Below are 19,865 nucleotides of genomic sequence, written 5' to 3'. Positions count from 1 at the left end.
CCCTGATACCTCTTTCGGGCTCGACAGAATTGTCGACCATGCCCCCACCCTCCCCTGTGCGCGCGCTATGCGCGTCGAGGGAGATTAACCGCTGATCGTTCCGCTGGGAAACCGGATTCGCCGCGGGCCGGGACATGCCGAGGGCGGTGGAGCCGGGATACCGGCTCCACCGCCCTGACCTGCTAGCTCAATTCAAGCAGGTGCTCTCGATCAACTGCAGCCGCTGGTCGAGCCACACCCCTCGCAGATGTAGCAGGAACCGGCCCGCTGCATCTTCGTACCGCAGGAGAAGCAGAGCGGGGCGTCGGCCTGGATGCCCAGCTGCATCTCCACCAGTTCAGCACTCGTGTGTGCCTGCTGCGGGGCGGGCTTGGCCGCCTCGACCACGGCCTTCGGCGCGGCCACGGCCTTCAACTCCTGGGCACGCGGCGCCGACTGGGCCAGGCCCTCTACGTCGACCTCGACATCGTCGATGGATGGCTCGTACGAACCGGTCTCCAGGTGACGCTGGCGCTCCTCGGCGGAGTGGATGCCGAGCGCGGAGCGCGTCTCGAAGGGCAGGAAGTCGAGCGCCAGGCGACGGAAGATGTAGTCGACGATCGACTGCGCCATCCGCACGTCCGGGTCGTCCGTCATGCCGGCCGGCTCGAAGCGCATGTTCGTGAACTTCGAGACGTACGTCTCCAGGGGCACGCCGTACTGCAGGCCTACGGAGACGGCGATCGAGAAGGCGTCCATCATGCCCGCGAGGGTCGAGCCCTGCTTCGACATCTTCAGGAAGACCTCGCCGAGACCGTCGTCCGGGTAGGAGTTGGCGGTCATGTAACCCTCGGCGCCGCCGACCGTGAAGGAGGTCGTGATGCCCGGGCGGCCCTTGGGGAGACGCTTGCGGACGGGGCGGTACTCGACGACCTTCTCGACCGCGGTACGGATGGTCTCCTCCGCCTTGGCGGTGACCTCGACCTTCTCCTTCTCCTTGGTCTTCGCGGAGAGGGGCTGTCCGACCTTGCAGTTGTCGCGGTAGATCGCGAGCGCCTTGACGCCCAGCTTCCACGCCTCGAAGTAGACCTCTTCGACGTCCTCGACGGTCGCCGTCTCCGGCAGGTTGACCGTCTTGGAGAGCGCGCCGGAGATCCAGGGCTGGATGGCGGCCATCATGCGGACGTGGCCCATCGCGGAGATGGAGCGCTCGCCCATGGCACAGTCGAACACCTCGTAGTGCTCGTGCTTGAGGCCCGGGGCGTCGATCACGTTGCCGTTGTCGGCGATGTGGGCGACGATCGCCTCGATCTGCTCCTCCTGGTAGCCCATGCGACGCAGGGCCTGCGGGACGGTGCCGTTGACGATCTGCATCGAGCCGCCGCCGACCAGCTTCTTGAACTTGACCAGGGCGAGGTCGGGCTCAAGTCCGGTGGTGTCGCAGGACATCGCGAGACCGATGGTGCCGGTCGGGGCGATGACGGAGGCCTGCGAGTTACGGAAACCGTTCTTCTCGCCGAGGCGCAGCACGTCCTGCCAGGACTCGGTGGCAGCGGCCCAGATGGGCGTGTCCAGGTCGTCCGCGCGCGGGGCCACGGCGTTGGCGTCGGCGTGCTGCTTCATGACGCGCAGGTGCGGCTGCTCGTTGCGGGCGTAGCCGTCGTACGGGCCGACGACCGCGGCGAGTTCGGCGGAGCGCTTGTACGAAGTGCCGGTCATCAGGGAGGTGATGGCACCGGCGAGGGCACGGCCGCCGTCGGAGTCGTACGCGTGGCCCGTCGCCATCAGCAGGGCGCCCAGGTTGGCGTAGCCGATGCCGAGCTGGCGGAACGCGCGCGTGTTCTCGCCGATCTTCTGCGTCGGGAAGTCCGCGAAGCAGATGGAGATGTCCATCGCGGTGATGACGAGCTCGACGACCTTGGCGAAGCGCTCGACCTCGAAGGACTGGTGGCCCTTGCCGTCGTCCTTCAGGAACTTCATCAGGTTCAGCGAGGCGAGGTTGCAGGACGTGTTGTCCAGGTGCATGTACTCGCTGCACGGGTTCGAGCCGTTGATACGGCCGGACTCCGGGCACGTGTGCCACTGGTTGATGGTGTCGTCGTACTGGATGCCCGGGTCGGCGCAGGCCCAGGCGGCCTCGGCCATCTTGCGGAAGAGCTGCTTGGCGTCGACCTCCTCGATGACCTCGCCGGTCATGCGGGACGTCAGGCCGAACTTGTCGCCGTTCTCCACGGCCTTCATGAACGTGTTGTTCACACGGACCGAGTTGTTGGCGTTCTGGTACTGCACCGACGTGATGTCGTCGCCGCCCAGGTCCATGTCGAAGCCCGCGTCACGAAGGGCGCGGATCTTCTCTTCTTCCTTGACCTTGGTCTGGATGAAGTCCTCGATGTCGGGGTGGTCGACGTCCAGGATGACCATCTTGGCCGCGCGGCGGGTGGCGCCACCGGACTTGATGGTTCCGGCGGAGGCGTCGGCGCCGCGCATGAAGGAAACGGGACCGGAGGCGTTGCCACCCGAGGAGAGCAGCTCCTTGGAGGAGCGGATGCGGGACAGGTTCAGGCCGGCGCCGGAACCGCCCTTGAAGATCATGCCCTCTTCCTTGTACCAGTCGAGGATCGACTCCATGGAGTCGTCGACGGCCAGGATGAAGCAGGCCGAGACCTGCTGGGGCTGCGGGGTCCCGACGTTGAACCAGACGGGGCTGTTGAAGCTGAAGACCTGGTGCAGGAGGGCGTACGCCAGCTCGTGCTCGAAGATCTCGGCGTCGGCGGGCGAGGCGAAGTACTTGTGGTCCTCGCCGGCCTTCCGATACGTCTTCACGATGCGGTCGATGAGCTGCTTGAGGCTCACCTCGCGCTGCGGGGTGCCCACGGCACCGCGGAAGTACTTGCTGGTGACGATGTTGACCGCGTTCACCGCCCACTCGGCGGGGAACTCGACGCCACGCTGCTCGAAATTGACCGAGCCGTCGCGCCAGTTGGTCATGACGACGTCACGACGCTCCCACTCCACCTCGTCGTACGGGTGCACGCCGGGGGTGGTGTGAATACGCTCGATGCGCAGTCCCTTGGTGGTCTTGGTGCCCTTCGCGCGGGAACCTCGTGCCGGACCGCTCGCCGTCTCTGTCATGCCGCCTCCCTCTACAGGCAAAAACGCCCGAAAATGCCACGATGTTCCCGTGGCAGAGTGTTTGTCTGATGCTGCGGGCGCCCACAGCTCATGGCCCCGCAACAAGTCCTGGTACGCCGCCGCCCGGCCGGACCCGGGGTCTCCGCCCGGTTCCGGCCCGTCGGTCAGTCGGCGGAGTGGGCGGGCACGGGGACCTGAACAGTCCCCCCGGTCCCGCCGTCGTCTTCCTGGCTCCCCGATACCGCGTCTTCGTCGTCCGCGGCGGGGCCTGGCGTCGCTTCCCTCAGTTCCACGATCGCGGCCTCGAAGTCCTCGAGCGAGTTGAACGCCCTGTAGACGGAGGCGAATCGCAGATACGCGACGAGGTCGAGCTCCTGCAACGGGCCGAGTATGGCCAGCCCGACGTCATGGGTGGTCAGTTCGGCGCTTCCGGTGGCCCGCACTGCCTCTTCGACCCGCTGGCCGAGCTGGGCGAGTGCGTCCTCGGTGACAGGCCGTCCCTGGCATGCCTTGCGCACACCGTTGATGACCTTGGTACGGCTGAAAGGCTCGGTGACTCCGGACCGCTTGACCACCATGAGCGAGCACGTCTCCACGGTCGTGAAACGACGGGAGCAGTCAGGGCACTGGCGGCGCCGGCGGATCGACGTGCCGTCGTCGGTCGTACGGCTGTCGACGACACGGCTGTCGGGGTGCCTGCAGAAGGGGCAGTGCATGGTCTCCAACCCTCCCTCACAGCAGACTCAATAGCCTCGTGAGACCCCTTGGGCCTCTCGAAGCAGCCCCAAGCATAGGCGATGACCCGGACTCTGGAGACCCGGGGGACCACAACTTCTGGGCTGCTGCCGCAATCCAACCACTAGATGTGGTGATTGACTCACACAAACACGCCGCACGCGCGTGTCGCGCCCGTATTGGCATGTGCCATACGACCGTCCCGCCACCCCGAACACGCGGGCGCACAGCCGTACCGCCAAGCCACTTACGGAGATACCGTGAGCGCGGCACGGAGGAGACGTGGGGCTCCCGCACAGAACGGGACCGGCCCCCGATCGCCGGGACACCGGGTGGCAGACTGAGGCGACAACCTACGAGGTCACCGCCCCGGCGGCGAAGAGTACAACAATGAGCCCTTTTGTCCGCCAGGTGCCGCGTTAGCCATACACCCAGACGCATGATCGCGACAGGCTATCTGTACTTTTTCACTCGAACGTGTGTTTGGCGCAACCTTTCGAAAGCAACTACCGTTGTCCAGCAGGGAGACCATCGAGAGGGGCCGACGTGACCACCACCGCAGACAGCGCCACCATCACTGCCCAGGATCGCTCCCAGGGCCGACTCGAGCCGGTGCATGCAATGAACGAAGCCGCGAATCCCGAGGGACACAAGCGCTCCCTACCGGGCCGACCTCCCGGTATCCGGGCGGACAGCTCAGGGCTCACGGACCGGCAGCGCCGGGTGATCGAGGTCATCAGGGACTCCGTGCAGCGGCGAGGCTACCCGCCGTCGATGCGCGAGATCGGCCAGGCCGTGGGCCTGTCCAGCACGTCCTCGGTCGCACACCAGCTGATGGCACTGGAGCGCAAGGGCTTCCTGCGCCGCGACCCGCACCGCCCGCGCGCGTACGAGGTCCGCGGCTCCGACCAGTCGTCGTCGGTGCAGCCCACGGACACCGCGGGCAAGCCGGCCGCGTCGTACGTCCCGCTGGTGGGCCGGATCGCCGCCGGTGGTCCGATCCTCGCCGAGGAGTCGGTGGAGGACGTCTTCCCCCTCCCCCGCCAACTGGTCGGTGACGGCGAGCTGTTCGTCCTCAAGGTCGTCGGTGACTCGATGATCGAGGCCGCGATCTGTGACGGCGACTGGGTGACCGTGCGCCGCCAGCCGGTCGCGGAGAACGGCGACATCGTGGCCGCCATGCTCGAGGGCGAAGCCACCGTCAAGCGCTTCAAGCGCGAGGACGGCCACGTCTGGCTCCTCCCGCACAACTCGGCCTACGAGCCGATCCCCGGCGACGACGCGACGATCCTCGGCAAGGTGGTGGCAGTGCTGCGGCGCGTGTGACGGCTGCGGCGGGCGGGCCCATCGGGCCCGGCCCCCTGACCGGACCCCGGGACCCCTGCGCCGGTTCCGGGGTCCTGTGCTGTCCGGACCACGGTGGCGGCAGGTCGTCGATCCGGTGGCGGCCCGGTGCGCTCCGGTGTCAGCCCGGTGCGCTGGGCCAACACCCTCCCGGATCAGTCCGAACCGCCCCGGACCACTCCGACCGCCCCGGATCACTCCGATTCGGCTTCCTCCTGCTTCGCCTTCGCGTCGATCGCGGCCAACGACCTCCGGGCCTGGTTGGGGTCCGTCGTGTACCAGAAGTCGGGCAGCGACGCCTTGAGATAGCTGCCGTAGCGGGCAGTGGCCAGCCGTTGATCGAGGACGGCGACCACGCCTCGGTCTCCCGACGCACGGACGAGACGGCCGGCTCCCTGGGCCATGAGGAGCGCCGCGTGCGTGGCGGCCACCGCCATGAAGCCGTTGCCTCCGGCGTCCTCCACCGCCTTCTGACGGGCGCTCATCAGCGGGTCGTCCGGGCGCGGGAACGGGATCTTGTCCATGACGACCAACTGACAGCTGGGTCCGGGGACGTCGACGCCCTGCCAGAGCGACAGCGTGCCGAATAGACAGGTCTTCGGGTCGGCCGCGAAGTTCTTGATCAGCTCGCCGAGCGTCTCCTCGCCCTGGAGGAGGATCGGGTACTCGGGAATGCGGGAACGCAGCTCCTCGGCGGCGAGTTGGGCCCCCCTCATCGAGGAGAAGAGGCCCAGCGTGCGACCGCCGGCCGCCTGGATCAACTCCGTCAACTCGTCCAGCATGTCGGCTCGATCGCCGTCCCGCGCGGGGCGCGCGAGGTGCTTCGCGACGTACAGGATGCCCTGCTTCGGGTAGTCGAAGGGTGAGCCCACGTCGACGCCCTTCCACTGCGGCAGGTCGTCGCCCGCGGTGCCCTCGGGGGCGAGGCCCAGGGAGGCGCCTACGCCGTTGAAGTCGCCGCCGAGCTTCAGCGTCGCGGAGGTCAGGGTCACCGAGCGGTCCGTGAAGAGCTTCTCCCTCAGCAGGCCCGACACGGACATGGGGGCGACGCGCAGGGAGGCGCCGAAGCGGTCGTGGCGTTCGTACCAGACGACGTCCCACTCGGAGCCGTTGGTGATGCGCTCCGCCACATCGTGCACGCTCTCCACGGAGGCCAGCGCCTGCTTACGGACCGCGTCCTCGTCCTGCACGGACTTGTCGCGGGTGGCACCGATCGCGGAGATCACCGTACGGCAGGCGTCGCGCAGCGCCATGAGGGCGTAACCGAGGTCCTCCGGGATCTCCTCCAGGCGCCCCGGCAGAGCGAGCTCCATCAGCCGCTCGAAGCCCTCGGCGGCGGTCTGGAGCTGATCGGCGGCCTTCTCGTTGGCCAGCTTCGCGGCACGGCGCACCGCGCGGTTGACCTGGCCCGGGGTGAGCTCGCCGGTGGCAACTCCGGTGACACGGGAGACCAGTTCATGGGCCTCGTCGACGATCAGCACCTCGTGCTGCGGGAGGACGGGGGCGCCCTCGATGGCGTCGATCGCGAGCAGTGCGTGGTTCGTGACGACGACGTCGGCGAGCTTGGCGCGCTCGCGGGCCGCCTCTGCGAAACACTCCGCTCCGTAGGCGCACTTCTGGGCGCCCAGGCACTCACGGGAGGACACCGAGATCTGCGCCCACGCGCGGTCGGAGACTCCGGGTGTGAGGTCGTCGCGATCGCCGGTCTCGGTCTCGTCCGTCCAGTCGCGCAGCCGCAGCAGATCCTGGCCCAGCTTGCTGGTGGGGGCCGCCGCCTCGAACTGGTCGAAGAGGCCTTCCTCCTCGTCCTGCGGCATGCCCTCGTGGAGCCGGTGCAGACACAGGTAGTTCGACCTGCCCTTGAGCATCGCGTACTGGGGGCGACGGCGCAGCAGCGGATGCAGCGCGTCGACCGTGCGCGGCAGGTCGCGCTCCACCAGCTGGCGCTGGAGCGCGAGCGTGGCGGTCGCTACGACCACACGCTCCCCGTGCGCGAGCGCGGGCACGAGGTAGCCGAGCGACTTTCCGGTGCCGGTGCCGGCCTGGACCAGCAGATGGGAGGCGTCGTCGATCGCCTCCGCGACGGCTTCGGCCATGGTCACCTGGCCGGGGCGCTCCGAACCGCCGACGGCAGTGACGGCAGCATGCAGGAGTTCAGGGAGTGAGGGCTTCGTCATAGCGCGACCAGCCTACGGGGCGGGACTGACAGCCGGGCGATCAAGGCTGAGGAGAGGGGGCGGATCAAGACCGGGGGCTTTGGGATGACGGTGGATTTTGTTCGGGTGGGGATCGGGTCGGTGCGGGTGGAGATCGGCTTGGTGCGGATGGGGGTTGGTTCCGTTCGGGGCGGATGAGGGTTGGTTCGGTTCGGGGCGGACCGGGACTGGTTGGGGTCTTCCTGGCCGTCCCGATCGGCTACTGCGCCTACATCGCTTTCACCAACCTCCAACTCACCGGTCAGGCCCACCCCTCCTTCGTCGGCTTCGCGAATTTCCGCACGGCCTTCAAGGACTCGGAATTCCTGAACGCCGTATGGCTGACGCTGGTGTTCACGGTCCTGTCGTCCCTGATCGGCCAGAACACGATCGGCCTGGCCCTGGCCGCGCTGATGCAGCGCGCGTCAAAACCGGTACGCACGCTGACGGGCGGGGTCGTGATCACGGCGTGGGTGCTGCCGGAGGTGGTGGCGGGCTTCCTCCTCTACGCCTTCTTCCGCCGCGAAGGCACCCTGAACGCCATCCTGGACTGGCTCCATCTCCCCTCCCAGAACTGGCTGTTCACGCTCCCGATCCTGGCGGTGTCCTTCGCGAACGTGTGGAGGGGAACGGCGTTCTCGATGCTGGTCTACTCCGCCGCCCTGAACGAGATCCCCAAGGAGATCACCGAAGCGGCGCAGGTCGACGGCGCGAGCGGCTGGCGCCGGATGTGGCACATCACGCTGCCGATGATCCGCCGCTCGATCGGCACGAACCTGATGCTGAACACCCTCCAGACCCTGTCCGTCTTCGGTCTGATCTGGGTGATGACGAGAGGCGGCCCGGGAGACAAGAGCCAGACCCTCCCCCTCTACATGTACGAACAGGCCTTCCAGAACAGCATGATCGGCTACGCCACGGCGGTCGCGCTGCTCCTGCTCCTGGTCGGCTCGCTCTTCTCGGTGATCTACATGCGCCTGCTGCGAACGGAGGTCTGACCCATGGCACTCACCCTCTCCTCCCGCCGCAAGAGCCGACGCCTGGCGGCGGACGCGGGGCTGCTGGTGGTCGCGGCGACGTTCGCGCTGCCGCTGCTCTGGGTGGTCCTGTCGTCCCTCGACGCCCACGCGGACCTCAAGGTGAAGGCCCCCGACGGCCTGACCCTGGACAACTTCCACGCGATCCTGAACTCGGACATCACCTTCACGCCCCTGCTCAACAGCCTGATCCTGTGCGGGTTCGGGACGCTGCTGACGGTGGTGTGCGCGGCGCTGGCGGCGTATCCGCTGTCCCGCTTCCGATCGCGCCTGAACCGCCCCTTCCTCCTGGCGATCCTCTTCGCGACGAGCCTTCCGATCACGGCGATCATGGTGCCGGTGTACGCGCTGTTCGTGCAGGTGAATCTCATCGACACCATGCAGGGCACGATCTTCTTCTTCGCCGCGTCCCAACTGCCGTTCGCCATCTGGCTGATGAAGAACTTCATGGACGGCGTACCGAAGGAACTGGAGGAGGCGGCCTGGACTGACGGGGCGTCGTCACTTCAGTCCCTCGTGCGGATTGTTCTGCCGCTGATGGGGCCGGGGGTCGCGGTGGTGACCGTCTTCTCGTTCGTGATGATGTGGGGGAACTTCTTCGTCCCGTTCATGTTGCTGCTCACGCCGGACCAGATGCCGGCGAGCGTGAGCATCAATGAGTTCTTCGGGAATCGGGGGATGGTGGCTTACGGGCAACTGGCCGCGTTTTCCGTTGTCTACTCGACGCCGGTTATTTTGTTGTATGTGCTGGTGGCTCGGCGGTTGGGTGGGGGGTTTGCTTTGGGTGGGGCTGTTAAGGGGTGATCGCTTCGGCGCGGGTGCGGGCTTTAGCGGCTTCGTTGGGGGCGTTGGCGCGGGTGTAGGCGTTGGCTGACTGGAGGTAGTGGGTGCGGGCCTCGGCGGGGCGTGCGGTGTCCTGGTGGGCGAAAGCCAAGTTGGAGAGGGTCTGGCCCGTCCCGTACCAGTCCTCAAACTCCCGGTAGCGCTCCAGGGCCTTCTCGTGCGTCTCAATCGCCTCCTCCACCCGGCCCATGGCACGCAGGGTGGCGCCGAGGCTATTCCACGCGACGGCCTCGCGACGACGGTCGCCGGCGGCTTGCAAGAGATTGCGTGCGCGGGTGTGGGCGTAGATCGCCTCCCCCGCCCGGCCCACTTCCCCCAGAGCCAAGCCCAGATTGTCCAACGCCATGGCCTCGCCGAGGCCGTATCCGGTCGTCTGGTGCAAGTCTCGGGCGCGAGTGTGGGCGTCGATCGCCTCCTCCACCCGGCCCGCCTGTCGCAGGGTGATGCCGAGGTTCTTCCACGCGATGGCCTCGCCGAGGCGGTCCCCGACAGCCTGGTACAAGTCTCGGGCGCGCATGTGGGCGTCGACAGCCTCCTCCGCCCGGCCCGTCTCCTGCAGGGCGATACCGAGGTCGTTCCACGCGATGGCCTCCCCCACCCGGTTACCGGCGCGGTGGGCAGCCTCCCGCGCGACACCGCACACCGTGACCTTGTCGTCGAAAAAGCGCCGCCAATCCAGATACTCCGCCAGACACACGGACAGCCACACCGCCGTGTCCGCGAACCGCTCCTCCCGCGCCCACTGCACCGCAGCCACCAGCCCCGCCCGCTCGCGGTCAAACCACGCCAACGCCCCCGTCCGGTCCGTAAACCGTTCCGGCGCCGGCATCCCCGGCAGCCACCGCAACCGGTCATCCGCCGCATCCGCCCATCGGTAGTAGAACTTCAGCAGTCCCATGCGGACCCCGCCGTATCTCCCGGAGGCCGTCGCGGCACCGGAACGGTTCAGCGGGACCTCGATGACGAAGAGCGCCGCGACGAAGGCGAGGGCGCACAGGATCGCGCCGGTGAGGAAGATGTGGCCGGTGCCGACGGCGACCGCGTGGAGGTAGGCGTCCTTGGCGCCCTCGGGAAGCTTCCCCAGGGCGCTCGCGTCGCCGTCGGTGCCTCCGGTGCCCGGCAGGTGTGACTGGGTGGCGCGGGTGAACAGCGAGCCGAAGACGGCGACGCCGAGCGAACCGCCCAGCGTGCGGAAGAGGTTGACCGAGCTCATGGCGGCGCCCATGTCCCGCAGCGCGACGCTGTTCTGCGCGATCGTGGAGGCCATCTGCAGGGTGAAGCCGAGCCCGATGCCGACGAGCACCATGTACAGGCCGGTCAGCAGGCGCGAGGTATCGGTGTCCATGGTGGCCAGCAGCCCGAGGCCGGCGGTCAGCAACGCGGCGCCGACGACGGGGAAGACCTTGTACTTCCCGGTGGCGGACATGACCTTGCCCGCGAGGGTGGACACGACCACGACGGGAATCATCATCGGCAGCATCAGCAGCCCGGAGTTGGTCGCCGACGCGCCCTGCACGGTCTGCTGGAACAGCGGCAGGTACAGGCCGCCGCCGAACATGACCACACCGGCGACCAGGATCATGGCCATCGCCAGCGGGTAGTTGCGGTGGTCGGTGAACACGCTCAGCGGGAGCAGCGGCTCACCGACCCGCTGCTCCACCCGGACGAACAGGACCAGCCCGATCACGGCCGCGGCACCGAGGGACAGGATCTGCCAGGACCCCCACGCATACGTGGTCCCCGCCCAGGTGGCGGCCAGGACGACGGCGGTGATGGCGACGGCCAGCAGGCTGATGCCGAGCCAGTCGATCCTCGCCTTGATGTGCCGGGCGGGTGTGCGCAGCATCAGCGCCAGCCACACCAGGGAGATCAGGCCGAGCGGCAGGTTGACGTAGAAGGCCCAACGCCAGTCCCAGTGGCCGGTGATGAACCCGCCCAGCAGCGGGCCGCCGATGGTGCCGATCGCCATGACGGAGGCAGTCATGCCCTGGTACTTGCCGCGCTCGCGCGGCGGCACGAGGGCGCCGATCAGGGCGAAGGCGCCCGCACCGATGCCGCCGGCGCCGATGCCCTGCACGACACGGAAGGCGATCAGCTCGCCCATGGACTGGGCCGCCCCGCACAGGGCGGAGCCGACGACGAACACGGCGATCGACGCCAGATACATGCTTTTGCGGCCGACCAGATCGCCGAGCTTGCCCCACACCGGGGTGGTCACGGCGGTGACGAGCGTGTACGCGGTCACGACCCAGGAGATGTGCTCCAGACCGCCCAGGTCACTGACGATCGTGGGCATCGCGGTACTGACGACCATGTTGTCGAGCATCGACAGCAGCATCGCGAGCATGACGCCGAGCAGGACCCAGCGCACGTTCTTCGGCACGGCCGGCTCGGCGGAGGGGAGAGAAGCAGTCGCGGGCATGGCTGATCACTCCTTTCAGGCAGAAAGGGACGGGATGAGGAAGGAGAGGGGGTGGGGGCGGGGAAGGAGATGAGGCCAGAAGGTGCGGCGTGCTGCCCCGCGGGCCGCCATTCCAGAAGAGCACACCGACTCACTAAGTGCAACCGTTGCATTTTCTGTACCGTTAGACCTTCGCATCCGATTCACCGAAGGGTAAAGTCCCGGGTATGCCCGACACAGACACCACCCCCGCCCCGGCGGCGCCGTTGGGGCGCCGCGAGCGGAAGAAGGCCGCCACCCGCCAGGCCATCGCCGACGCCGCCCTGCGACTGTTCCTGGAACGCGGCTACGACGATGTGGGCATCCGCGAGATCGCGGACGCCGCCGACGTCTCCACCACCACCCTGTTCAAGCACTTCCCGGTCAAGGAGGCCCTTGTCTTCGACGAGGACGCCGACCAGGAGGCACACCTGCTCGCGGCCGTACGCGAACGACCCCACGGCCAGTCGATCCCCGCGGCCCTGCGTGAGCACGCGCTGCGCCACCGCATGGCGGCCACCGGCGGCGACTCCCGCTTCACCGCGTTCTTCGACCTGGTCAACAGCACCCCGGCACTGCGCGACTACGTCCAGGGCATGTGGCTGCGCCACGCCAACGCCCTGGCCCGCGCCATCGCCGAGGAGAGCGGCCTACCGGCGGACGATCCCACCTGCGCCGCCCTGGCCCACTTCGCCCTCGAAGCCCCCCGCACGGCCCGCGGCCACGACGATCCCCGCCAGGCCGTCACCGACGCCTTCGACCTGCTCGAGAACGGCTGGCACGCGTTCGCCTCCGGCCGGTGAGCGGCGCGGCCAACCGGCGTTCCGCTCACCGGAGTTCACGCCCACCCGCCCCCAACTGGCCGATCAGAACGGCTGATTGAGGGCGTCAACAGCGCGGTTCAGTACGGCGAGCTCCTCGGCGAGGACGACCGTGCCCTCCAGGGCGATGCCCCACCCTGCGTCAGGGCGCGGGGGTCCGTGTCAGGCGTTCCGCCAGTGTGATCGCGAACTCCTCCGCCCGCGCCAGCTGGGTGCGCAGGTCCGCCACCCGCTGTTGAGCGGCGCGCTCGAAGCCGCGTACCCGCTCCAGCAACTCCTCGCGCTCCCCGGCCGGCAGTTCCTCGCCGGAGTCCAGGCGATCCGTGGCTTCCAGCAGGTCGCGCATCTCGTCCAAGGTGAAGCCGAGCGGTTTCATCCGGCGGATGACCATCAGGCGGGCGACGTCGGATTCGGTGTAGAGGCGGAAGCCGCCCTGGGAACGGGCCGAGGGGGTGACCAGGCCGGTCTCCTCGTAGTGCCGGATGGTGCGCAGCGACAGTTCGGTCCGTGCGGCGACCTCACCGATCTGCATGTGCTCGCTGCTCACGCGGGGGCCTTCCTCGTCTCTCGATGCGGCCCCGGAGGACCGCCGCCGATCTCTACCCTAACGTTAGGGTAGAGTTCCCTGGCGTTGAGGTCGGCGTGTGCCGTGCCCTTTCCTCTGGTGCGGGGATGTCGTCCCGTGACCGTCAACCGTGTCGGGGCCGACGAAGCCCCCGGCGAGGACCGATATCCGCAAGAGAGCGCGTGCGCCTGTCTCTGATGCCCGGCGCCGCCGTCTGCCCGCCGTGATCCTTCGCCCACACGCAGCGCGACGTGCTCCTTCGCGGGTCGCGTCGCCGCCGACCACCGACGCCGGTCCGCCACCCGCAGACTTCGTGGATCGCCACCCGCCCGTCCCCCATGCCTCCCTGCGCGCCCACGGTGACACCGGGCGGCGCGCCCGAACACGACAGGTTCCTCTCCTCTTGTCCCCCTCCGCACCGTCCCCACTGTCCCCGGCCGCGTGGATGCCCGGCTTCCGCCGTCCGTCCTGGCTGTCGCCGAAGGTGTTGCGCACCGAGGTGCTGGCCGGTCTGGTGGTCGCCCTCGCGCTGATTCCGGAGGCGATCTCGTTCTCGATCATCGCCGGGGTCGACCCGGCGATCGGCTTGTTCGCGTCGTTCACGATGGCCGTGACCATCGCGGTCGTCGGCGGCCGACCCGCCATGATCTCCGCGGCCACGGGTGCCGTCGCCCTGGTCATCGGTCCGCTCAACCGCGAGCACGGCTTCGGTTATCTGGTCGCGGCCGTGATCCTCGCGGGTGTCTTCCAGATCGTCCTCGGCGCGCTCGGCGTGGCCAAGCTGATGCGGTTCGTGCCGCGCTCGGTGATGGTCGGCTTCGTCAACTCCCTCGCCATCCTCATCTTCGTGGCGCAGGTGCCGGAGATGCACGACGTGCCCTGGGCCGTCTATCCACTCCTCGCCGCCGGCCTGGCCCTGATGGTGTTCTTCCCGAAGGTCACCAAGGTGATCCCGGCGCCGTTGGTGTCCATCGTCGTCCTCACCGCCATCACCGTCGCCGCCGGGATCGCGGTGCCGACCGTGGGCGACAAGGGCGACCTGCCGTCCTCGCTGCCGGTGCCGGGCCTGCCGGACGTGCCGTTCACCCTGGAGACACTGAAGATCATCGCGCCGTACGCGCTCGCCGTGGCCCTGGTCGGCCTGATGGAGTCGCTGATGACCGCCAAGCTCGTCGACGACATCACCGACACCCACTCGAACAAGACCCGCGAGTCCATCGGCCAGGGCATCGCGAACATCGTCACCGGCTTCTTCGGCGGCATGGGCGGCTGCGCCATGATCGGCCAGACCATGATCAACGTACGGGTCTCCGGCGCCCGCACCCGGCTGTCGACGTTCCTGGCCGGTGCGTTCCTGATGGTGCTGTGCGTCGTCTTCGGCCCGGTCGTCTCCGACATCCCGATGGCCGCCCTGGTCGCTGTCATGGTGATGGTGTGCTTCGCGACCTTCGACTGGCACTCCATCGCGCCCAAGACCCTCAGGCGGATGCCCGCCGGAGAGATCACCGTCATGGTGGTCACCGTCGCCTGTGTGGTCACCACGTCCAATCTCGCCATCGGCGTCGTCGTCGGCAGCGTCACCGCCATGGTCATCTTCGCCAAGCGTGTCGCCCACCTGGCCGACGTCACCTCCGTCACCGACCCCGACGGCACGCAGGTCGTCTACTCGGTCACCGGCGAACTCTTCTTCGCCGCCTCCAACGACCTCGTCGGCCGGTTCAACTACGCCACCGACCCGGACAAGGTCGTCATCGACCTCTCCGCCGCACACATCTGGGACGCCTCCTCGGTGGCCGCACTCGACGCCATCGAGACGAAGTACGCCCAGCGCGGCAAGACCGTCGAGATCATCAGCCTGAACGAGCCCAGCGCACACATCCACAAGACCCTCAGCGGCGAACTCAGCGGCGGCCATTGACCGGAGCGCAAACTCATCCGATACGGCGCCAGCAGTTCCGGCCACCGACAGGCGCCCACTCCCTGTTGCCGTCTCCCCGGTGCGGTTCACCGCCGCACGCGCGCAGAGCACGGACGAGCGCCCGGCCGAGGCGATCCCGATATCCGATATCCCGATCCCAAGCCCCGCTCGTCGACGGTCCGGTCATCGACCGGTACCGGTTCTCCCCGCGCCAGGGCAGAGGGCTTGCTGCCGCAGGGTTCGGGAGCGAGGCGGACGTAGTCACGCTGACGGCCGTTCCGGCGATGCGCGCAGACACCGGGCCCCTCGCGACGCTCTCCGCGAGATCCTTGTGGTCCTCCACGATCAGTACTCGCATGACCCAACTCTGGCAGCCGGAAGGTCACTTAGGGGTAACAGGGGCCGTAGGAGGCTCATCTGACCCGGTTCGAGGGCCGGTTCGAGGGCTGGTTCGACGGCCGGGATACGACGCGGCCATGGACCTCACCACCGCTCGTGTCAGTACCAGGGTGAAGGGTGACCAGTTCGCGGACTTCCCCACCCCACGCCTCAACGGGACTTGACGCTCTCTCATGCCGCTGCGTGTCCGGTCCGTCACCCAGTAGCGTGTCCGTCCCGGCAGCACCGCACCGACGGGGGCAGACATGGAGTACACGCAGATCTTCGCCGACGCCGAGGTGAGGGAGGAGTTCCTCGACCGCTTCGAGGAGATCAGGGACGCGGTCTCGACGTCGGGGGGTCTGGAGAGTGTCGGGGCGCTGGAAGGCATCCTGGACGTCGACCGGGCCGCCGGCGCCGTCAAGGAGATGGCCGAGGGTACCTGGCAGGGCGATGACAGCGGCTTGGAGTCCATCGTCAGACGGTTCGGCAGGCCGGTCTACCTGGTGCGGCGCAACACCTTCGCCACCGTGGCCGACGCCCCCGACAACGAAGCCGAGAGCCTCGTGGTCGCGGCCAAGGTGAAGGCCGCTCGGCGCCGCCTCGAGGGCGTCATTCCCAGCGTGGGACGGATCGATCTGCGCAACCACAACATGACGTGGGTGGGAACCGCGTGGATGGTGGCCGAAGATCTCGCCGTCACCAACCGCCACGTGGCGGAGAAGTTCGCGAAGAGGGGCCGCGGCGGCTTCAGGTTCCGCGCGAACCCCATGGCCCAGGTGCACGCCTACGTCGACTGGCTCCACGAGCACGGCCGCCCGAGGCACGAATCACGGTTCAAGGTGACAGAGGTGGTCTGGATCGAGCCGGACTCCTCCTTCTGTGACGCCGCGTTGCTCAGGCTCGCTCCGACCAGTGAGAGCGGCGAGTCCCTGCCGCCGCCGATCGAGCTGGCCAAGGGCAAGGACGGTCTCGCCGTGGGCCGTTGGGTGGGGGTGATCGGCTATCCCGACACCGGGCGGCACGACGACCCGGAGGACCGCACGCGCATCTTCAACAACATCTTCGAGTGCAAGCGGCTCGCTCCGGGGCAGCTCATCTCGTTCGACGGCAACCGGTGGATCCATCACGACGCGACGACCCTCGGCGGCAACTCCGGTTCCGTCGTCGTGGACCTGGACACCGGCCGGGCGCTCGGCCTCCATTTCCAGGGGCTGCCGGGGAAGCGCAACTACGCCGTGCCCGCCGCGGACGTGGCCCGCCTCATCCGCAAGCGCGCCTCGTGACGATGGAGGTTCCGGACTCGGGTCCCGCGCTCCAGGCGGTCACCAAGGCCGGTGCCGGAATGCACTCGACCCAGGACGCCAGGGCGAGACTCGCCGAGGCCGAGTCACGGGTCGCCCGTCTGGAGCGCGGCGGCAGTCAGGTGGCCACCGGTTTCCTGGTCGGGCCCGCCCTGCTGCTCACCGTGAGTCACGCGGTCCGGCTGTCACTCGGCGCGTCCGGTGCCGGACCGGTGGCCGGGATGGTGGCCGTGTTCCCCCGGTACGACGATCCGGGGCATGCTGCCGCACAGGACGCTGTGCGCATTCCCCTCATCGAGCTTCTCGACTCCAGCCCACCCGCCCCGGACGACCCGGAGCAACCGGGCGTGAAGACCGCCGAGGGCGGTCTGGACTTCGCCTTTGTGCGCCTCGCCGAGCATCCACCCCATGTGGTGGAGCCGAACGGCCTCCTGCGTCCCAGGGCCTACTACAAGCCGTTCGATGAGGACTACGCCTTCGGCAGCGGCCCGTTGAGTCTCTTCCACTTCCCTCTGCGGCTTCTGCTGGACTACAGCAAGGCCGAGAAGGACCTGCGCTCCGGCGATAGCCGTGTCCGGTACCGGGCCGCGAACACCTTGCGAGGTTCGTCGGGCGGCCCCCTCGTCACCGAGGACGGCTGTCTGGTGGCCATGCACCACGGCTATCACGACCGCACGAAGAACCAGGGCATCCCCACCTCCCTCATCGCCTCCCGGATCCTGGCAGGACGCCACGCCGAGCTGCTGCGCGATGCCCTCGCCCGCCCGCTTCCGAGCGTCCGGGTGCCGGAGGATTCGGGGATACGGCGGAGCGGGGGCGACGCGACACCGGGCGGCGGCGCACGGGCCGTCGGAGCTGCCATGAGCGCCCTGCTCGGCTCCCGTCCCCCTGATGCCACCGTGCTGGGTCCGGACGGTCAGCCCGTCAGGGTGACCAGCGCCCGGCAGGTGGCCGCATGCTTCCGGACCGCCGACCCCCGAGCGGTTCCCGGCATCGATCCGGTCGTAGAGGCCGCCCGCGCGATGGACGCGGCGTCCGGGGACGGAGCGCTGACCGCGGCGGTCCTCACCGCGGCCCTGATCGGGGAGGCGGCCGACCAGCGTGCCAGGGGCAGCGGATCCCGAGAACTGCTCCGGGAATCCGTCGACGCGCTGGACCTGGCCCGCGCCGCCTTGGCCGATCTGGCGGTGCCGTGTTCCCGTCCGGACGCGGTCGCCCGCGGTGCGACGGCAGACCCGGAGGCGGCCGAGGCGGCATCGGCCGCGGCACTGCTCGCCGGCCCGTACGGCGTCCTGGTCTGCGAACCCGGCGTGACCCGGGCCATCGAGAAGCCGACCGTACGCCAAGGCCTTCGCCTGCCCGCCGGATACGCGTTCCCCTACGCCGCCGACGCCCCCGGAACGGACGCCTGGACCCGCCGGACCCGGCTCGAGAAGCCGTATGTGCTGCTGCTCGACTCGGTGACGGGCGACGGCGAGGCCTTCCGCAGGCTGCGCGACCGTCTCGGCAGGGAGGGCAGACCCCTCCTGGTCCTCACCACCGCGGACGCCTCCGATCCGCGGAGCGGTCTGCTGCGGGCCCTGCGCGATCCGGCGGACGGGCCGGTGCCGACGGTGGTCCGTGTCCCCGCCGGGCGGCAAGGGCACCTGCGTCTGCGGTCCTTGGCCCTGCTGACCGGGGCCACGGCGCTGACGGAGAGTTCCGGCGTGCTCCCGGGCACCGCCTGGTTCGACGTCCTGGGCCGGGTCGACCTGGCGGTGGTCTCCGCGTCGGAGACGGTGCTGGTGGGCGGCGGTGGGGATGCGCGCATGCTGGAACGGTGGACCGTCTCCGCCCGCGCGCTGCTGGACCTGGCGGCCTCCGACGACGAACGGTCGGCGTTGGAGGAACAGGTCGCCTGGTTGACCTCGCGCGCCGTGTCCCTGGCAGTCGGCGCGGACACGGAAGCGGCGATCGCGGCCCGTACCGAGTCGGTCGAACGGGCGGCGCACACGGCGCGGGCCGCGTTGCGGTACGGCACCGTGCCCGGCGGTGGTCTCGCGCTGTTGCGTGCCCGGGCCGCTCTCTCGGACGGCACCGGGGATCCGGGGACCCACGTGGTGCGCACGGCGCTGGCAGCGCCGTTCCGCGCGCTGGCGTCGACGGCCGGACCGGCCCCGGACGACGTCGAACGGTGGTGTGCCCTCGGCGATCCGGACGCGCTCGCCCGTGAGCCGGCGGCCGGCCTGTTCGCGGACCGGTCGGAGGACGCCGCGGAAACCGTGCTGCTCGCGCTCGACACGGCGAAAGCCGCACTGACCGGATTCCTCGCAGGCTCCTGACACCCAGCGAGCTAGGACCGCGTGCTCGCGTCGGCGTGCGACCCGCTCAGGTACTCCTGCACGTCCTTGTGACGGAACTGGTAGACGCCGCCCACCTGCCGCAACGCCGACACCTTGTGGGCGTGTTCCAGGAACCCCATGAGGTCACGTGGAAGATCACCCCGGAGCCACAGCCAGGAGCGCGCCACGACATACCGTGGCCAGGGACGGACGGCGATGGGCACCCACAGGGCCAGGACGACGAGGAGCACGCTGGCCTGGGCGACCTGCCCGCGGCCGGTCGACGAGTTCGCCATGATCAAGCCCATGACGAGCCCGGCTCCCCCGGCGATCATCAGAGCCCACCCGGCGACCAGCCTCCGGTCCCCGCGCAGCAGGATCCTCGGGGACGTGGAGTCGTCCGCCGGCGCGGGTGTCTGAAGCCAGCGCAGGAAACCTGACACCAGACCCAGGACCATGCCGACCGAGGCGAACAGGAGCGCGGAGGCCAGCGCGTGGGTCACCGCTCGGATGGTCGCCCTGGTCGCGGAGTTTGTCGGCGTCCTGATCGCCCTTCTCGACACGCGCGGCGAGCTGGCGGTCGACGTCGGTGCGGTCGCGGTGATCGATCCGGGAGACGATGACCAGCCCGGCGAGCGCGACCACGACGGTCACCAGCAGGACGACCGCGGCGGTGATCCGGGAGCGCAGGCTGCGCGGCAGCCAGGTCATGGACCGGTCCACGGGACGACTGCGGAGGTGATCGGCGCCGGCAAGTCGACCGTCGCCCAACTCCTGCCCCACCACCGAACTGAGCGCGACCGTGCCTCCGTAGCTGGTGTTCTGGTGGGCGCGGGAGTCCGCCGAGTTGCCG

Annotated in this window: 14 protein-coding genes and 1 pseudogene; 8 read left to right on the top strand and 7 right to left on the bottom strand. The window is 69.0% G+C overall.

The window, feature by feature from the left end; genetic code table 11:
- Nucleotides 1-210: 210 nt before the first annotated feature.
- Both ACNFOC_RS31840 and nrdR read right to left on the bottom strand, forming a co-directional pair.
- Entirely contained in the window at nt 211-3,111 is a 2,901-nt protein-coding gene (locus tag ACNFOC_RS31840) for a vitamin B12-dependent ribonucleotide reductase (RefSeq protein ID WP_416962508.1), read from the bottom strand.
- A gap of 164 nt (nt 3,112-3,275) precedes the next feature.
- A complete protein-coding gene (gene nrdR, locus ACNFOC_RS31835) occupies nt 3,276-3,827 on the bottom strand; it encodes a transcriptional regulator NrdR (protein ID WP_363101491.1) in 552 nt (183 codons plus the stop codon).
- Between the two features lie 565 nt (nt 3,828-4,392).
- On the opposite strand from nrdR, the gene lexA reads away from it, so the two are divergent.
- Nucleotides 4,393-5,172, top strand: coding sequence for a transcriptional repressor LexA (gene lexA, locus ACNFOC_RS31830; protein WP_026151025.1), 780 nt, complete (start codon nt 4,393-4,395; stop codon nt 5,170-5,172).
- 212 nt (nt 5,173-5,384) lie between these two features.
- Here the strand turns inward: lexA and ACNFOC_RS31825 are convergent, their stop codons facing one another.
- Nucleotides 5,385-7,367: an ATP-dependent DNA helicase gene (locus ACNFOC_RS31825; RefSeq protein WP_416962507.1), complete on the bottom strand. Its 1,983-nt coding sequence runs from the start codon at nt 7,365-7,367 to the stop codon at nt 5,385-5,387.
- A 173-nt stretch (nt 7,368-7,540) separates the two neighbouring features.
- Between ACNFOC_RS31825 and ACNFOC_RS31820 the strand changes: the two genes are divergently transcribed.
- Both ACNFOC_RS31820 and ACNFOC_RS31815 read left to right on the top strand, forming a co-directional pair.
- Nucleotides 7,541-8,383, top strand: a complete 843-nt coding sequence (locus tag ACNFOC_RS31820) for a carbohydrate ABC transporter permease (RefSeq protein WP_416962506.1) — start codon at nt 7,541-7,543, stop codon at nt 8,381-8,383.
- A gap of 3 nt (nt 8,384-8,386) precedes the next feature.
- The gene (locus ACNFOC_RS31815) at nt 8,387-9,226 is read left to right on the top strand and encodes a carbohydrate ABC transporter permease (protein WP_416962505.1); all 840 of its coding nucleotides are present in this window, start codon (nt 8,387-8,389) and stop codon (nt 9,224-9,226) included.
- On the opposite strand, the gene ACNFOC_RS31810 is transcribed toward ACNFOC_RS31815, so the two are convergent.
- Together ACNFOC_RS31810 and ACNFOC_RS31805 are read right to left on the bottom strand one after the other, a co-directional pair.
- On the bottom strand, nt 9,216-10,094 hold the full coding sequence (locus tag ACNFOC_RS31810) for a tetratricopeptide repeat protein (RefSeq protein ID WP_416962511.1): 879 nt from the start codon (nt 10,092-10,094) through the stop codon (nt 9,216-9,218). The genes ACNFOC_RS31815 and ACNFOC_RS31810 overlap by 11 nt on opposite strands.
- A 105-nt stretch (nt 10,095-10,199) precedes the next feature.
- Nucleotides 10,200-11,687 (bottom strand): annotated as a pseudogene (locus ACNFOC_RS31805) (MDR family MFS transporter); the annotation flags it as partial.
- A gap of 206 nt (nt 11,688-11,893) precedes the next feature.
- Here ACNFOC_RS31805 and ACNFOC_RS31800 point away from each other — a divergent pair.
- Nucleotides 11,894-12,508: a TetR/AcrR family transcriptional regulator gene (locus tag ACNFOC_RS31800; protein WP_416962504.1), complete on the top strand. Its 615-nt coding sequence runs from the start codon at nt 11,894-11,896 to the stop codon at nt 12,506-12,508.
- Nucleotides 12,509-12,668: 160 nt separating this feature from the next.
- Here the strand turns inward: ACNFOC_RS31800 and ACNFOC_RS31795 are convergent, their stop codons facing one another.
- Nucleotides 12,669-13,073 carry a MerR family transcriptional regulator gene (locus ACNFOC_RS31795; RefSeq protein WP_416962503.1) on the bottom strand — a complete coding sequence of 135 codons (405 nt, stop codon included), beginning with the start codon at nt 13,071-13,073 and terminating at the stop codon, nt 12,669-12,671.
- A gap of 463 nt (nt 13,074-13,536) precedes the next feature.
- On the opposite strand from ACNFOC_RS31795, the gene ACNFOC_RS31790 reads away from it, so the two are divergent.
- The 3 genes from ACNFOC_RS31790 to ACNFOC_RS31780 all read left to right on the top strand — a co-directional run bounded on the left by ACNFOC_RS31790 (nt 13,537) and on the right by ACNFOC_RS31780 (nt 19,012).
- Complete coding sequence (locus ACNFOC_RS31790; RefSeq protein WP_416962510.1) at nt 13,537-15,009, top strand: SulP family inorganic anion transporter; 1,473 nt, start codon at nt 13,537-13,539, stop codon at nt 15,007-15,009.
- Nucleotides 15,010-15,653: 644 nt separating this feature from the next.
- Nucleotides 15,654-16,673 (top strand): trypsin-like serine peptidase, encoded by a 1,020-nt coding sequence (locus ACNFOC_RS31785; protein ID WP_416962502.1) that lies wholly within the window; start codon nt 15,654-15,656, stop codon nt 16,671-16,673.
- Between the two features lie 2 nt (nt 16,674-16,675).
- Complete coding sequence (locus ACNFOC_RS31780) at nt 16,676-19,012, top strand: trypsin-like peptidase domain-containing protein (protein ID WP_416962509.1); 2,337 nt, start codon at nt 16,676-16,678, stop codon at nt 19,010-19,012.
- Nucleotides 19,013-19,023: 11 nt separating this feature from the next.
- Here the strand turns inward: ACNFOC_RS31780 and ACNFOC_RS31775 are convergent, their stop codons facing one another.
- Nucleotides 19,024-19,515, bottom strand: a complete 492-nt coding sequence (locus ACNFOC_RS31775; RefSeq protein WP_416962513.1) for a hypothetical protein — start codon at nt 19,513-19,515, stop codon at nt 19,024-19,026.
- A gap of 7 nt (nt 19,516-19,522) precedes the next feature.
- Between ACNFOC_RS31775 and ACNFOC_RS31770 the strand changes: the two genes are divergently transcribed.
- Nucleotides 19,523-19,865 (top strand): hypothetical protein (locus tag ACNFOC_RS31770; RefSeq protein ID WP_416962512.1); only part of this gene is annotated, 343 nt, incomplete at its 3' end.

The organism is Streptomyces colwelliae, assembly GCF_048158785.1.
Lineage (GTDB): Bacteria > Actinomycetota > Actinomycetes > Streptomycetales > Streptomycetaceae > Streptomyces.
This window is presented reverse-complemented; position numbering and strand designations above follow the sequence as displayed.

Excerpts from the sequence above, each read along its gene's own strand:
- ACNFOC_RS31820 (WP_416962506.1), top strand. The coding sequence starts at position 7,541 with ATGAGGGTTGGTTCGGTTCGGGGCGGACCGGGACTGGTTGGGGTCTTC.
- ACNFOC_RS31840 (WP_416962508.1), bottom strand. The coding sequence starts at position 3,111 with ATGACAGAGACGGCGAGCGGTCCGGCACGAGGTTCCCGCGCGAAGGGC.
- ACNFOC_RS31800 (WP_416962504.1), top strand. The coding sequence starts at position 11,894 with ATGCCCGACACAGACACCACCCCCGCCCCGGCGGCGCCGTTGGGGCGC.
- ACNFOC_RS31790 (WP_416962510.1), top strand. The coding sequence starts at position 13,537 with ATGCCCGGCTTCCGCCGTCCGTCCTGGCTGTCGCCGAAGGTGTTGCGC.
- ACNFOC_RS31825 (WP_416962507.1), bottom strand. The coding sequence starts at position 7,367 with ATGACGAAGCCCTCACTCCCTGAACTCCTGCATGCTGCCGTCACTGCC.
- ACNFOC_RS31785 (WP_416962502.1), top strand. The coding sequence starts at position 15,654 with ATGGAGTACACGCAGATCTTCGCCGACGCCGAGGTGAGGGAGGAGTTC.
- ACNFOC_RS31810 (WP_416962511.1), bottom strand. The coding sequence starts at position 10,094 with ATGCCGGCGCCGGAACGGTTTACGGACCGGACGGGGGCGTTGGCGTGG.
- ACNFOC_RS31780 (WP_416962509.1), top strand. The coding sequence starts at position 16,676 with ATGGAGGTTCCGGACTCGGGTCCCGCGCTCCAGGCGGTCACCAAGGCC.
- nrdR (WP_363101491.1), bottom strand. The coding sequence starts at position 3,827 with ATGCACTGCCCCTTCTGCAGGCACCCCGACAGCCGTGTCGTCGACAGC.
- ACNFOC_RS31815 (WP_416962505.1), top strand. The coding sequence starts at position 8,387 with ATGGCACTCACCCTCTCCTCCCGCCGCAAGAGCCGACGCCTGGCGGCG.